General features: G+C 51.3%; 17 protein-coding genes and 5 pseudogenes. 9 read left to right on the forward strand and 13 right to left on the reverse strand.

Annotated features, from left to right (window positions below):
- Positions 1 to 23: 23 nt before the first annotated feature.
- Positions 24 to 308, reverse strand: a complete 285-nt coding sequence (locus VSQ30_RS07220; protein WP_334463064.1) for a helix-turn-helix domain-containing protein — start codon at positions 306 to 308, stop codon at positions 24 to 26.
- Positions 309 to 601: 293 nt separating this feature from the next.
- On the opposite strand from VSQ30_RS07220, the gene VSQ30_RS07225 reads away from it, so the two are divergent.
- Positions 602 to 1,186: a helix-turn-helix domain-containing protein gene (locus VSQ30_RS07225; RefSeq protein ID WP_334463066.1), complete on the forward strand. Its 585-nt coding sequence runs from the start codon at positions 602 to 604 to the stop codon at positions 1,184 to 1,186.
- A 61-nt stretch (positions 1,187 to 1,247) separates the two neighbouring features.
- On the opposite strand, the gene VSQ30_RS07230 is transcribed toward VSQ30_RS07225, so the two are convergent.
- Both VSQ30_RS07230 and VSQ30_RS07235 read right to left on the reverse strand, forming a co-directional pair.
- The gene (locus tag VSQ30_RS07230) at positions 1,248 to 2,084 is read right to left on the reverse strand and encodes a hypothetical protein (RefSeq protein ID WP_334463068.1); all 837 of its coding nucleotides are present in this window, start codon (positions 2,082 to 2,084) and stop codon (positions 1,248 to 1,250) included.
- Positions 2,085 to 2,385: 301 nt separating this feature from the next.
- A pseudogene (locus VSQ30_RS07235) lies at positions 2,386 to 3,969 on the reverse strand (PcfJ domain-containing protein).
- Positions 3,970 to 4,199: 230 nt separating this feature from the next.
- Here VSQ30_RS07235 and VSQ30_RS07240 point away from each other — a divergent pair.
- From VSQ30_RS07240 to tnpA, 4 genes and pseudogenes are all read left to right on the forward strand, one after another.
- A complete protein-coding gene (locus tag VSQ30_RS07240; protein ID WP_502876272.1) occupies positions 4,200 to 4,397 on the forward strand; it encodes an antirestriction protein ArdA in 198 nt (65 codons plus the stop codon).
- A gap of 18 nt (positions 4,398 to 4,415) precedes the next feature.
- The gene (locus VSQ30_RS07245) at positions 4,416 to 4,562 is read left to right on the forward strand and encodes a hypothetical protein (protein WP_334463070.1); all 147 of its coding nucleotides are present in this window, start codon (positions 4,416 to 4,418) and stop codon (positions 4,560 to 4,562) included.
- The gene (locus VSQ30_RS07250; RefSeq protein ID WP_334461646.1) at positions 4,528 to 4,779 is read left to right on the forward strand and encodes a hypothetical protein; all 252 of its coding nucleotides are present in this window, start codon (positions 4,528 to 4,530) and stop codon (positions 4,777 to 4,779) included. The genes VSQ30_RS07245 and VSQ30_RS07250 overlap by 35 nt, the downstream gene beginning before the upstream one ends.
- A gap of 177 nt (positions 4,780 to 4,956) precedes the next feature.
- Positions 4,957 to 5,262, forward strand: a pseudogene (gene tnpA, locus VSQ30_RS07255) (IS200/IS605 family transposase); the annotation flags it as partial.
- On the opposite strand, the pseudogene VSQ30_RS07260 reads toward tnpA, so the two are convergent.
- The 9 genes and pseudogenes from VSQ30_RS07260 to VSQ30_RS20755 all read right to left on the reverse strand — a co-directional run.
- Positions 5,263 to 6,618: pseudogene (locus VSQ30_RS07260) on the reverse strand (recombinase family protein); the annotation flags it as partial.
- Positions 6,619 to 6,734: 116 nt separating this feature from the next.
- Complete coding sequence (locus VSQ30_RS07265) at positions 6,735 to 7,001, reverse strand: DUF6870 family protein (RefSeq protein ID WP_334463072.1); 267 nt, start codon at positions 6,999 to 7,001, stop codon at positions 6,735 to 6,737.
- A gap of 128 nt (positions 7,002 to 7,129) precedes the next feature.
- A complete protein-coding gene (locus VSQ30_RS07270) occupies positions 7,130 to 7,333 on the reverse strand; it encodes a hypothetical protein (protein WP_135976153.1) in 204 nt (67 codons plus the stop codon).
- A gap of 345 nt (positions 7,334 to 7,678) precedes the next feature.
- Positions 7,679 to 8,089, reverse strand: a complete 411-nt coding sequence (locus tag VSQ30_RS07275) for an RNA polymerase sigma factor (protein WP_135976152.1) — start codon at positions 8,087 to 8,089, stop codon at positions 7,679 to 7,681.
- Between the two features lie 435 nt (positions 8,090 to 8,524).
- Positions 8,525 to 9,148 carry a CatB-related O-acetyltransferase gene (locus VSQ30_RS07280; RefSeq protein ID WP_334464818.1) on the reverse strand — a complete coding sequence of 208 codons (624 nt, stop codon included), beginning with the start codon at positions 9,146 to 9,148 and terminating at the stop codon, positions 8,525 to 8,527.
- Positions 9,148 to 9,345 (reverse strand): cysteine-rich KTR domain-containing protein, encoded by a 198-nt coding sequence (locus VSQ30_RS07285; RefSeq protein ID WP_016222229.1) that lies wholly within the window; start codon positions 9,343 to 9,345, stop codon positions 9,148 to 9,150. The genes VSQ30_RS07280 and VSQ30_RS07285 overlap by 1 nt, the downstream gene beginning before the upstream one ends.
- On the reverse strand, positions 9,345 to 10,100 hold the full coding sequence (locus VSQ30_RS07290) for an antirestriction protein ArdA (RefSeq protein WP_334463073.1): 756 nt from the start codon (positions 10,098 to 10,100) through the stop codon (positions 9,345 to 9,347). Before VSQ30_RS07290 ends, VSQ30_RS07285 begins: the two co-directional genes overlap by 1 nt.
- Positions 10,100 to 10,441: a DUF7768 domain-containing protein gene (locus tag VSQ30_RS07295; protein ID WP_334463075.1), complete on the reverse strand. Its 342-nt coding sequence runs from the start codon at positions 10,439 to 10,441 to the stop codon at positions 10,100 to 10,102. The genes VSQ30_RS07290 and VSQ30_RS07295 overlap by 1 nt, the downstream gene beginning before the upstream one ends.
- Positions 10,442 to 10,727: 286 nt before the next feature.
- Positions 10,728 to 10,943: pseudogene (locus VSQ30_RS20755) on the reverse strand (ParB/RepB/Spo0J family partition protein); the annotation flags it as partial.
- A gap of 640 nt (positions 10,944 to 11,583) precedes the next feature.
- Here VSQ30_RS20755 and VSQ30_RS07305 point away from each other — a divergent pair.
- A pseudogene (locus VSQ30_RS07305) lies at positions 11,584 to 11,724 on the forward strand (IS200/IS605 family transposase); the annotation flags it as partial.
- Positions 11,725 to 11,852: 128 nt separating this feature from the next.
- Here the strand turns inward: VSQ30_RS07305 and VSQ30_RS07310 are convergent.
- Positions 11,853 to 12,050: a hypothetical protein gene (locus tag VSQ30_RS07310; protein ID WP_334463079.1), complete on the reverse strand. Its 198-nt coding sequence runs from the start codon at positions 12,048 to 12,050 to the stop codon at positions 11,853 to 11,855.
- A gap of 93 nt (positions 12,051 to 12,143) precedes the next feature.
- On the opposite strand from VSQ30_RS07310, the gene VSQ30_RS07315 reads away from it, so the two are divergent.
- Genes VSQ30_RS07315 through VSQ30_RS07325 form a run of 3 tightly spaced genes read left to right on the forward strand, consistent with a single transcriptional unit; the run spans position 12,144 to position 13,201 of the window.
- Positions 12,144 to 12,482 (forward strand): hypothetical protein, encoded by a 339-nt coding sequence (locus tag VSQ30_RS07315; RefSeq protein ID WP_334463081.1) that lies wholly within the window; start codon positions 12,144 to 12,146, stop codon positions 12,480 to 12,482.
- A 1-nt stretch (position 12,483) separates the two neighbouring features.
- A complete protein-coding gene (locus tag VSQ30_RS07320) occupies positions 12,484 to 12,696 on the forward strand; it encodes a hypothetical protein (RefSeq protein WP_334463082.1) in 213 nt (70 codons plus the stop codon).
- A 25-nt stretch (positions 12,697 to 12,721) separates the two neighbouring features.
- Positions 12,722 to 13,201, forward strand: a complete 480-nt coding sequence (locus VSQ30_RS07325) for a hypothetical protein (protein ID WP_502876209.1) — start codon at positions 12,722 to 12,724, stop codon at positions 13,199 to 13,201.
- The last annotated feature ends 358 nt before the right edge of the window (positions 13,202 to 13,559 follow it).

A 13,559-nucleotide genomic window follows, 5' to 3' on the forward strand; every position in this document is an offset into this window, starting at 1 on the left:
CGAATTGGTAATTATAATTGGCCTTAGCCGATTTCTACTGCTGAATGGACTTGTATCCGGCTCTCATGCAGTTCCGTCTGCATCCGGTTCTCATGCAGTTCAACGGACTCCAAATTAGCCATATCAAGCAAGTCTTTCCCCCTGTTGATAAACAGGAAGTTCTCTAAATCTTGTACCAGGATAAGCTGCCGTGTTCCTACCAGGAGGCAGGGAATCTTTTTTTCCTTAATCAGATTTCTAAGAGTCTGTCTTCCAACGCTGGAATATTCAGCAGCCTCGTTTATTGAAAAACAACATTTGGAGGGCATAGTATTTCCTTTCTCATGTGCTTCCCACCGCATATGTTTTTATTTCACCCGTCATTCTTTAGTCCTGGGGCCACCCCGAAACCCATTTACATCAATCTACAGCATGCTGTTCCCCCTTTCATTGGATGATTTTGCGTCAAATAACCAGTACCGCTTGCGTTCCCAAATGGGATATGTTATAATGTCGATACTTCCAATGATTATTCGTCGTTTCCATCGATAGTATAGCATAGATACGCGAGGAACGCAAGGTAAGTCATAATAATTTAACATTCCCGGAGGGAGGGACCGCAATGTTTTACGACTGCTTTGAAAAGCTGTGTAAAGAACGAGATAAAACCCCCGCGCAGGTGCGCAAGGAGCTTGGCATCAGCCAATCCACCATGGGGTCATGGAAGTCCCGGGGGCTGACGCCGAACGCGGCCACTTTGATGCAGCTGGCGGATTACTTTGAAACTACGGTGGACGTACTGCTGGGCAAGACAAAGGGCTCGGACAGTATCAAGTTCAGCAACGAGATTCTGTATCTGTTTAGGCTTTTGGATATGCCCAATTTCGAGGCTCTTACAACTGCCGCCACCCTAATCAGGGAAGCCCTTGAAATATTTTTGAAGGTAAATGGGAAAGTCGACGAAACCACAAAAGCGGAAGTTGACCCTGCTGTCTTTCGATGTTATGTGGCGGCGTTGTGTTTAAGGGAACAGAATATAGAGGAAAACATCCATACTCTGCGCAGAAAATACAGCGATATCACACGCGATGTGAAGTCTGTCCTGGATTCATTCCAGCACCTGAACGCACAGGGTAAGCGGGTGGCCATCCAGCGCGTGAAGGAGCTGACCTATGTGCCGCAGTACCAGAATGAAACGACGCCTTAAGGCGCAGGAGAGCCCCCTGGAATCCCATCCAGAGGGCTCTCCTGCTTTGTTTTGCTGCCGGTTACGCGACGGCATCGCGGCTGTAATGGTACGTCTCGCAGCCGCATATTTCGGGGCACTCCGTGTCATTCCAATAATGGATGACAATCAGGCCCGGATACTTCCTGGCCAAGGCGTCCAAAACCTTATGGGGAATGCCTCCTTCCGTGGTAAATGCCAGATGCGCGGCATAGTCGAGGGTATAGACGCAGGAACAATTCTCCGGCCCGGCCGCAACGCCCCAAAGGTCTGCCAGAAACGCCTGGAAAGCCGGAGAATCCGGCCGGAAAGCCTGGCGGAACCGCTCCTTGCTGTCTTCCCACCTAGCCATGCTTATGGTGTTCCCGCGCTCTTGCAGATAGGTTCTTTCGTGAGAAGCAATGAGCTCAAGGAAACTCTCCGGGTCATGGTGGCAGCTGGCAAAGGCTTCCTCCAAACACCAGAATGCGGCGAAGCCGGAAAACGGACGCGTAAGGTGGCAGAAGTAGTAGAACCCTTCCTCGGTAACATTGCGGAAGCCTTGCAGAAAAAGCTCCTTCCCGCGAAGATACGGACCGGCTTTTACTTCCTTGTGCCTGTCCAGGTATTCCCGTTCCTCCCGCAGCATGGCTTTTGTATCCAGCCCTTTGCCGCAAAGAAAGTCTTGTAGGAAAAGCCTGGCCGCGTACCCGGCATATGGCTTCATATCGGGCACATCCACCGGCAAATGGGCCGGCGCAGGCAGAATGCTGGCAAAGTCCAGCCGGGAGTTTCCGACTACGTTTTCTTTGACCGCTCTACGCACCTGGGTGACCCTGCCCGCGAGTTCAAGCCGGCTTTCCATAGTGTGGAAACCCGTGGCATCACATTCGACTGCCATAGGGCATCACTCCTTTTTTATAAATATTCAGAAAAGAGAAACCCGTTCTGCACATTGCACCAAACGATGAAAGCGTGTGGGCCACATGCCCGGCTTGCCCCTTCTGTTGTGCAATCTCGTTATTTTTTACAGGGTATAATCCCTTTTCTGTAGTTATATTATACCATAAACCGGCTCGCTTGTCAAAGGTCGGAACACTTTTCCAGGGAACAGGAAGTTCCGCTGCTGACGCATTAAGTCGTACATATATGCAAAATGTTCATAATTTTTTAACATTTAATTTTGCAAACTTTTGCAAAATTTATGCGGCTTCTCGCCGTATGTCCATACTCTTCCACCGAAGAATCTTCCTGCAAAACCCTTCCGTAAACGCCCGCACCTCTTTGGGGGCGGAGCAGTCCCCGAAGCCGTACAGCTGGATAATCCGCCCGGTGTCCGTGTCGATTTCAGCGGTGAAGTAAGGCTTGTCAGGGGCCGAAACTTTGCGGATAAAGAACACCATCTGATGGCCCAGGAGATGCCTTTCAAAGTAGGCGCTCATGCCCACACAGTGATTGAGCCGCTGGCCCTCAGTGGTCAAGTCGCTGCGCTTCATGGGGTAGGCCACGCAGTAATCCTCATTGGCGTAGTCCTGGGCCCACCCGTACAGGCCCTCGTCAATGGCCCGCTAAAAGCGCTCATCGTCCGGCCTGGACTTCAGCTCGTTGACCCTTGCTGCCAGCAGGTCATGGCGCTCTTTCAGGTCCCGAGGCTCCAGGATGGCCCGCTGGCTCATGTCGCTTTTCAGGCTCTGGGCCATGTCGAGATAGTCCCGGTAGAGCCGCAGGAAGTAGGGGAGCTTGTTGCGCCGCATCCGGCCGGCGGAAGCCTCTTTCTGGGCCCGCACGTACCGCAGGGAGCGGCCTATGCCGTTGAAACGGGCAATTCTCTCCAGCAGAATCAGGCAATCGCTGTCCAGGCGCAGGGCGCACAGCTGGCGCAGGTCCTCGGGGGCAGCGTTCCGCTGGGCAGCTATGGTCTTTATTTCCTGGAAGCTGGCCTGGCTCTCCCGCATGGCGGGGAGGAAGTGCTTGCCCAGCCCGGTCAGCTCCGGCAGGTTCTTCGCGCTGGCATCCGGCAGATTCCCCGCCGCAAGGACCGGCAGTCCGGCCTTCATCAGGTACTCGGCCTGGGGGATATTCTTGAGATTGTCCAGCAGACGGCGGAAGGAGATAGGGCGACGCAGGCCGGAGAGGCTGGCCTGCAAGTCCACGTTGTAATACTTCGGCCCGAACACGTCCCGCAGATTGGGAGTATACACATAGCTCTCGCCCAGGCACTCCGAACTGTTGCGAAGCCGGCGCCAATCGTACCCGCAGTATGGGGCCTGGCACCAGGCGTAGGCGTACTCGATGGGCTTGCCGTTGACGGTCAGAAACAGCGTCTTGAAGTAGTCGGAGAAGCGGTACTTGGGCTCCTTGCGGTCGGGGTAGATAATGCGCTCCACGTCCACATAGCGCAGGAGCAGCTGGCCGTCTACTTTATAGGCGATGCAGATTTTGACCTTGTGGGTGACTTCTTTTTCAAGCCAGCCGGCCCTATAGATTACCGGGTGGCCGCACTTGGGGCAGATTCCGGAGCCTCCAGGCTTGACCTCGCGCCCCACCTGAAACGACTTTCCGCAATGCCTGCACACGGCCCGCCGCTCACCGGAGACTTGGCCATTGGCCAATGTCTTTTTCAGCTTTGAAACATACAGCACCGAGGACTGGAAAACGCGGTCCTCGCAGAACGCCGCCAGGTCTGCGGGGTACTCGGGGAACATGGCAAAGTGGGCCTTTTGCAGCGCTCTTTTTCGCTCCCGGGCCCGGTCACGGCGCTCCTGATTTACACGGTATATAAACATCTGAATAGCGCAGCCAATCTTGCTATTATCGCCACGCCAGTCCGCAACACGGCCCAGTACCTCTTCCACCGCCGCGATACTCGCGGGATTCGCGGCAATATCGTCGGGCAAAGAATAATAGTGGCTGCAGGTGGGGTTGCGCTTGGTCCAGCCGGATGACGCGAAGGCGCTGAACGGGCGTTGGATATAGGTGATATAGTTCCTGCCGTCCGAGAAAAAGCGGTATCGGGATTGACTTCAAGCATTACGAGGAATGGCATTTCACAGAATTTCAATCCCCTATCCCCGGCTTGGCGGAACATTTAAGCGAGTATTCCCACCCCGACGAGCTGAACTATTTAGGGAAGCTCTTGGAAATGCAGTTTGACGACGACCGGGAGAAATTCATTGCAGCCATTGAATACGGCGACCATGCCGACAGCTTATAGTATGAGATAGGCGAGTATGTGACAGAGACGGATGTAGTAGAGGAAGTGGACGAATTGGCCCAGGCCCTGGTGCTGCCGGGCACGTTCATCCCTTTTACGGACATTTACGATTTGCAGGGGGATTTCAGCCATGCTGACGGAGAGCAGACGGAAACAGTATGTTGAGGTTTTAGCCACCCATTATGTGGACGGGGAAGTGCGGCCCCGGTCAATCCACATCCCCTTGGTGGGCGAATTCGACATTGAGGAAGTAAAGCGGGTGGGGCTGACAAAAGACCATACAACCCATGAAATCGCCAAGCAGTACACGGTTGTGGTAAAAGGCAAGGAGACGCATTTATTCGAGGACAGCGGCAGATGGTTTGTGCTGATGAAAAGCTAAATAGAAAGAGGGCCGCTGCGGTATTCCCGCAACGGCCCTTTCGGTTATAAGAGCAACCACCGGCTATGCCGGCGGAGACCGAAGAAAGCAATAGCGTTGATTATAAAAAAAGACCTCCTTTGATATAATGGAAGCGGGTAACGCCAACCGCACAAAAATCAAAGGAGGTCAGTCCAAATGGACGAGCAAAGTTTATCACATACAAAATGGAAATGTCAATACCACATTGTGATCGTACCAAAGTATCGCAGGAAAGTAGTATATGGGAAACTGCGGGCAGATATAGGGAAAATCCTGAGGAAGCTATGTGAATACAAGCATGTGGAAATCATAGAAGCCCATGCAATGCTCGATCATATCCACATGCTGCTTTCTATACCGCCAAAGTTGAGCGTGGGAGAATTTATGGGATATCTGAAAGGGAAGAGTACCCTGATGATATTTGAGAGACATGCGAACTTGAAATACAAATATGGGCGTAGAGTAAAGGGCCTGCTTGTATCGCATGATTTTAGCAAGCTCTTTTTCTTTTGCGGCGATGGTATCTTCCAGCCGCTTTGACTTGCTCTTTTTCAGAGGTGCGGAGTTGATACGGGCAACAAACTCGGAATAGGTAAGTGCCAGATGCACCTGTTGCTGGATCGCAAACAGCACTCCGGCCTCAAGTCGGTCACTTTTAATCGAGTGCATGGTGCAAGCCTTTTTTGACAGGCTTTTATAAGTCCCGCATTGATAATATACATAAATCCCTTTGGATGCGATCCGGGACATCGCCCGGCCACAATCGGCACATTTCAGAAAACCACTGAACAGGTAAAGCTGTTTAGCTTTTGGAGCGGTGCGAGTATCCCGTTTGAGCAGGCTCTGCACCTTTGCAAAGGTTTCCCGGTCTATGATGGCCTCGTGGGTATTCTCCACGATAAACCATTCTTCCTCCGGCACTTTTTCTTGAATGTGGATTTTATAGCTTTTCACCCGCTGGCGGCCTTGTACCATATCCCCCACATAAACACGGTTTTTTAAGATCGTGTCTATGGTGATTGTACTCCACATAGGATTGCCTTGGGCGTTGGGGGCGTTGTACTTGAGCCCTTGCTGTTGCTTATAGGCTGTGGGACAAAGTGTCCCGTGGTCGTTCAAGTAATAGGTAATCCCCCGCTTGTTCATGCCGGACAGAAACAACGAAAAAATGCTTTTTACCACTTCGGCGGCCTCGGGGTCAACCAACAAGGCGTGTTTGTCATTCGGGTCTTTCACATAGCCATAGGGGGCATACGAGCCGATAAACTCACCGTTGCGGCGTTTCATGTCAAATACTTGCCGGATTTTCTTTGAGGTCTGGTAGCAGTATTGATCGTTCATTACATTCGTGATCGGCACGATAATGTTTGATACGCTGTCCGGGTTGCGGTAGCTGTCCACACCTTCCGCCAAGCTGATAAACCGTACATTCAGCCGGACAAAAAGATTTTCAATTAGGTTTCCGGCATCGGTATAGTTACGGGAAAGGCGGGACAGGTCTTTGACAATCACGCAGTTGATCCTGCCGCTATACACATCGGCCAGGAGCCGCTGGAAATCTTCACGGTCGGTATCCGTCCCGGTTTTGCCGTCATCCACATATACATCCTGCTCGGTTCCATCATAGAACTCGTCCAGATGGGTCTGGTGGTATTGTTCCAAAAGCCGCCGCTGGTTGATAACGCTGTTGCTTTCGTCCCGGCCACGGAGTAGATCTTCTTTGGAGAGCCGGATATATTTACCCAGCCTCCAGCGCATCGCATTATATGAAGTAGGGGCGCTGGCGCTTATTGTCCCCCGGTTTGCTGTTCTTGCCATTTGTCCTCCTTCCCTATCACATTACATCTATATTATACCTCTGCTGGGGAGGGACAACAAGGATGCCTTTGTATGGGACACTTTGTCTCGAAGTTGCAAAGGGGCCGCAACCAAAGTTACAGCCCGCTTTTCTGCCGGAGAAAAAATGCGGTGAGCAGTTCCTGGAGGGAGGGCCCATCGTCCGCAAACTCCAGCTTAATCACCATATCGCCCAAACGGAAACAATACGGATTTTTGAAATGCTCCAACATACGCTGGGCCCGGGTTTCCTTGGGGAGCATCGGATCGAAAGTAAAACCGCTTGCGTCTGCAAGGGTTTCCTTATCTACTGCGCCGATGTCAACGCTTTTCATTTGTTCAATTTCCTGTGCAGTTAATCTCACGGTAAAACCTCCTTATCCAAAACAGAGTTAAAACGCCTCCCGCTCACAGTGGGGAAACGCAAGAGGACGGCACCAGCAACGGTGCCGCCCTCTTGCCTCACTCCATCTCGGGACATTTTGTCTCGAAGTCAATAGGGGCTTTTCTGATAATGGGCCTCGGCCTCATCCAAAGATACAAAATCGAACAGCTCATAGAGCTCGGCCATGATACGGCGGATGTCCTGGTCGGCAAAGCCGCAGTTTTCCATCGCCATAATTACATAGCCACGGCAAGTGCCGTTGCTCCACGGTTCAGATAACAGGGCCGCCAATTCTGCGGGATCGTAACTCATAGACTGTACCTCGCTTTCCTAAAATTGAGGGAACGCCGCCCTCATTTTCTTGACCTGTCCAAAGACAACTTTATTCGGGGCGGCGCTCCCACGCAGGCAAGAGGGCGGCCCGGAGGGACAGGCGGCCAGCCTGTCCAGCGACGGATCGTGGCCCTGGGTTAGCCCGTCCCATTTGCGGCGCTGGTGTTGTTCGCTCGTTCCTCCGTGGAGGAAGTCACAGCGCACCCGCCGCCCGGCTCCCCGTATGTTGCTCGGGGCCGCTCCTGTTGTTCTGCGGAGAAAGAAAACCTCCTCTCATAAACCGAGACATTTTTTCACCATTTCCAAGTGGGCAAAATGAAAAAATCAAAATATTTTTTTCATGCGCTCAAGGCCCCGTTTGATGGACTGCCGAACAGACTCCTCATGTACGCCCTCGGCCTCGGCAATTTCCTTGACGCTCTTTCCGAGAATGATGTGGGCGTCGATCCTCCGGCCCTGGATCTCCGGCAGAGAATTGAGGGCGTTCCACAGACGGCAGAACAGCTCCATCCGCTCCAAGAGCTCCTGGGGCGTGGGCTCGTGCAGGCAGGCAGAATATTCAATCCCGTCCTCACAATCCAGAGAATACTGCGCCTTGTGCCGGGAGAGCCGCCGCTGGTAGGCCATCTCGTGACGACCATCGGCCAGAAACACCTCGGCCACCTCGTCAGAAACCTCGATAAACTGATCCTGTGTGTACCAATAATAAAAATCTTTCAGATTGATTGTAGTCATAATTAAACCTCCGTTTCGGTGTTGGGTGAATGAGTGACCGAAACGGGGGCGGCGGGGAGCGGCATCCCGGGGAGCTACACCGCACCTCGGGACACTTTGTCTCGAAGTACGGATAACAAAAAACGCCCGCATGACACAAAGCCATGCGGACGCACGAAGTAATATATTCATTTATGTACTGCCAAATTGCATATTTACCACCAGACTGATCCTGCGGGGCGGGTGGGCTTTTTTTGACAAGTTAGGGGGATGGAAAATGAGCGAGAGCACAGCGACACCTCCAAAGGGGGCCGCCGTACTCCGTTAGACTATATACTCATAAAGAAACGGCGGCTTGATAAAACTCAAAACCGCCGTTTTCTTTGAAACATAAGCCAATCAACAACGGTTTTGTTGTGATGGCTCTGCGTCTGTGCGTCTGGCTCTTTTCAATATTTACTTAAATTGATCGACATGGCCCGATTGGATTGCCGCAAGATTACGAGCAATTTTTTCTTCCGGCCAGTCCCACCATCGTTCTGTCAGCAACGCCGAAATAGTTTCATCGGAAAAGCGTTTTCGGATAGGTTTAGCTGGAACGCCGCCCACAATGGTATAAGGCGGGACATCTTTTGTTACAACAGCTCTGGTGCCAATAATAGCACCGTCCCCTATGGTAACTCCAGCGAAGATTGCGGCCTCATATCCAATCCAAACATCATTTCCAACAACAATATCCCCTTTGTTGTCCCATGCCTCGGTTATTTGGCTAACATCAAGTCCCCATTCCTCAAAGAAAATGGGAAACGGATAAGTCGCAAGTGAAGTCATGCTATGGTTGGCGCTATTGAACAAGAAACGAGCGCCACAGGCGATAGAGCAAAACTTACCGATAATCAGCCTGTCATGGTTAATAGGATAATGGTAAAGAACATTATTCTTTTGAAAATCAACAGGATCATTTACAAAGTCGTTATACATGGTGTAGTCGCCCACAATGATGCTGGGATCGATAATAACATTTTTCAAATATACGGTTTCCCGATCTTTTGACCGGGGATAAATTTTTTGCTTGTCCATCATGAATTGCTATCCTCCTCAGAAATCAAGTTACTCATACGAATAACAGATAGGTTTGTTTTCTTGACATTCACTAAAGTCTCCTGCTTGCATTTCGGGCAATACAGAGGAAAATTGATGAGCTCTGTATCTTGACGCACTTTAAGTCTGGTCTTATTTCTACATATAGGACATAGAAGCCATACCATTCGATTCATTAAAGACTTCCCTCCTTGTGGTTTGATTGAATAAGCGTTTTGTGTTCCCATTTTCTACTCATGAAATAGAGTAAGCCTACAATAGCAGGCAAGACTGGCGAAAGCGCCTGGCCGTAATAAATGCCAGAAAACCCCATATTAAGTGCAAAAGCCAAGAGCCAACTCACAGGCAAACGCATAATAACTGCGTCCAGTAAAGCGTTAATCATAGCGATATTTGCCGCACCGACACCAATAGCAAAGGAATCCAAAGTGTACATAGCGGCATAAATCAAGCTATTTATACTGCAACGGACACGCAGATAGTAAACTCCATCGTTTATTACTTCCGGGCTGGTACTACCGAAAAGTAAAATCAATGGTTCTGCAAAAAGCTGTACGCAAATTACGACAACGAGCGTTACGGCAACATTCATCACTAAACTGATTTTTACTACCTTTCGAGTGCGCTCAATTTGTCCAGCCCCCATACATTGGCCGACCATCGCTGTTACTGCCTGTCCAATAGCCCAGCAGGGCATACCAGCAAGCTCGTCCAGATTTTCATATTCACCCAGATAGTCATAGAGCCCCAGCACATCGCCGTCAAAGCTGGTAATAAAAAATTCCTCATACCGTATGCCGTCCACACCGATATGTTTCAGCAGCGTCTGCACCTCCTGGGGGCTGGTGGGAAATTCCAGTGTTTCTCCCACCAGCTCCCCCTCGTTGTATTTGCCGAGGTTGGTAATGTAAGCCTCAAACAAGGATGCCATCAGCGTTTGCCCTGGCCCTTGACGGTCAAAATGCCCTCAAGGGTGGTGGCGGTGATCCCCAGCCGCTGGGCCACGGCAATATCGTTTTTCATAGCCTCGGTCATGGTGTGTCCGCAGACCACCAGCACATGGGAGCGGCGCAAGAGGTCACGGCCCATGTCGATGCCGCTTTTATGCTCCTCGGGTACTGCGTCATTGAGGAACAGCGGCAGATAGAGGGTAGGACAGATCGGGGAGAAGCCCGCCTCATAGACTGCCCGGCAATACTGGACGGCCAGTTCTGCGTTTTCGCTGTCGCCGCCAAACCATGCGGCGGTAATGTAAGCAAGGGGTCGTTTCATAAGTAAAAACCTCCATTCTATCGTGAAATTGTTCAACCCTAACCCCCCGCCCTTTCCCAATCATGGGAAAGGGGGCGGCTCTGGAGGATATACCCCCCGCCGCTTGGCCGGAGATAGCACAGCCGGGGCAGGCCGTAAAGGGCAAGCCGCCGCAAGCGGCGGGGCCGTTGGCCCCCTTGACGGCCCGCTCCCGACTGCGCTTTTTTATCCCCGGCGACGGGGGATATATACCACCAGAGCCATCGCAGAGGGGCGGAGCCCCTCGGGACAAAATGTCTCGAAGTGGTTACTTGTCTTTTTCCATTTTCTTCGGGGCCTTTGCCAGCTCGGGCGGCTGTTTCTGTTTCCACTCGTCCAGCAGGCCGATGATCTGCTCTTTCATTTTGGCCGGAGTAACCTCCTTGCCGAAATGCTTTTCCAGTTCAGCGGTTGAAATAATCACGCCTCGATCCTCCTTTTTCTTTTCTGATAAGATACCGTCAATCACATCGCCGTTGAGCTTGGACGGCTGGGCCTCGCCGGGGGCCGCCTTGTCAGCCTTGGGCGGGCGGCCCTTGCGGGGCTTTGCCGCCTCCTTGCCAGCGGGCTCCGTTTTATCCTCCTTCGGGGAACGGCTACGGCGGGGCTTTTTCTGTTCGCCAGCGGCGGGCTGTTCCGCCTCACCGGGAGTCTGCTCCTTTGCGGGGGCATCCCCGGCTTTCTCTACCTCAGCCTGGGCCGCCTTTCGCTTTTCGCCCATGAGCTCATTGATCTGCTCAAAGGACACTACCACATCGCCGGGATCGGGCTTTGCGGGCCCGGCCTGTTCCTGCTGAGGTGTGGGAGCGGCGGCCTGTTCGGGAGCCAGGGCCTGGGGCTGGCCAGCCGTTACAGCCTCGGGAGCCTCCGGGATTTTTTTCTCACCGGGGCCCGTGTTCAATTTGTCATCTGCCATTCATTAACCTCCTTTTCGTTAAAATTGCACAAATTTCAGGCTTAAATTTCTGTAATTATTTTTTGCCTCCTTCCCATCTATCCACGCAAAAAAGCCGCCCGGTTTTGATGGCCGGACGGCCTTTCAGCGTAATGTGATAGATCAAATATTATTTTTGTTGTTGGTAGGCTCCGAAAAGCCTTGTATTTGCGGTTTTCCTAATTTATATGGCCCTTATGTAAGCACCGTAGGAGGAAACAAAAAAGCCATTCAGAAGTATATCCAGGATCAGGAAAGAGAAGACCAGATCATGGATCAGATGAGCTTTAAAGAGTACGAAGATCCCTTTAAAGATTTAGAAGAAGTGTAAAAAAGAAACGCCAAACCCAAAGTGCGGTTGGCGTTTCTCATTCTGCGCCTTTAGGCGCTGCTGGCATCATGCCCTTTTAGGGCTTATCATTCATACCACGTCCTTTGGGCGTGGTATTGATTACTCTGCTAGATTTCAATGCCCATCTTTTTTGCAACTTCTTCGGGGGTAATCCCCTGCTCTTTAAGTTTTGACATAACTGACCGCATGGTCACAGGGTGCAAAAGTTTTTGCTTTTGGGCTTCCAAAGCTTCAATTTCGGCCCGTTTTTTCTCGATTTTTGCATCAATTGCCTGTATGCGTTCTTCCACTGTTTTGGCTGCCATAAAAAGACCCTCCTTGCAAATCTTTTTTCCATTTTATCTTAACAATTAGATATAGTCAAGTGGTTTTTTGAGATGAGCCTGGATTTCTCTCCAATGCTTTCAAAGCATCTTTCTCTTTCCTTACATCTGCAAACATCCTGCAAGGACTTAAAAAAGACCTACACCCAGCGCAGGGAGGAAGCTGAGCAACGGGCCGAGCTTCTGCGGGAAGAGATGGACCGGGAATCGGCTTCTATGGATACAAGCTGGATGGAGCAATTTCGCCATTGTCGGAACATCATAGCCTTGGACAGAAGGCTGGTGGTGTCGCTGATTGTGCGAGTGATAATTTTCCGAGACAAGCGGGTGGAGATCGTCTACCGCTGGCAAAACGAATTTGACTTGCAGCGGGATTTGCTGCGCATGGCCCAGGCCGAAAGGCAGGTGGGCTGACGTGGCGAGGACAAAACGCAAGGTAAACCCACTGGCCCCGGCCCCTGTGGAACCAACAACCCAGCAGAAGATTTACAAGGCTGGCGGCTATGTGCGTCTTTCTGTTGAGGACAGCGGCAAGCCCGGAGCGGATACCATTGAAGCGCAAAAAAATCTGGTACTGGAGTACATAGAAGCTCAGGCGGATTATCGACTGCGTACAGTACACCTGTAATAATTATGGCAGGTGCGGCAACGTCATGTGTACCGCACACGCCATTGAAGCGAGGGATTTATTCAACGCCGTCCTTGCCGATATTAACCGTTTTGCGGATATGGCGGTGAATGATGAACGGGCGGTAATCAAGATTTACTATAAATTCATCGGCTTTGTCGGTGAATTACATATCACACCCACAAAGCGGTGGACGGCGTTACCCGCTAAACACTGTACGGTGTGCGGCATTGAATATGTCCCCGGCTCTGGCATATTGAAGTATTGTCCTGCTTGTGCCAAGAGGATACAGAGGGAGAAGTCAAACGAGAGCAAACGCAGGAGCAGGGAACAGAAAAGGATGGCATGTATTGAACTGTCCGCAAAAAATGACCGACTGGTGGCGATCTCCGGTCTGGATGACCTGTCCGCCGCGCTGCTTCTGGTGCAGGGGGTGTTCTCCGCTTGTGCGGTCCGCTATACCAGGAGGCTGTCTCTGGTGGAGCGGATCAAGGCGGTGGACTGACCCCGCCTTTGCCGCTTTAGCCGTCCTGCTGATGGGGCTTCCGATTGCGGTCCTGGTATGCCGGGAGGCCAACAGACAATCCTTCGTTTCCTTAGCGTCTATTGCTATTTTGTTGATTTAGCCTACTCCTCGCTATTTTTCAAACAAGACCTAATTTATGATCTGCACCATTTTTATACAAAGCAGCGTCTCTGTCTATTTTTGTGACAGAGGCGCTGCTTTGTATATTGTTATCCCTCAATCTTATACTTATAATGATATCCATAAAATTCCTCACAACATAAGGAGGTCATAATATGGATATATCAAATAAAATCGTCCGAGGCCGATAGCCATAGGCAGGCCGTTTAAGACATGA

Source organism: Acutalibacter sp. JLR.KK004, from assembly GCF_036941085.1.
GTDB lineage: Bacteria > Bacillota > Clostridia > Oscillospirales > Acutalibacteraceae > Acutalibacter.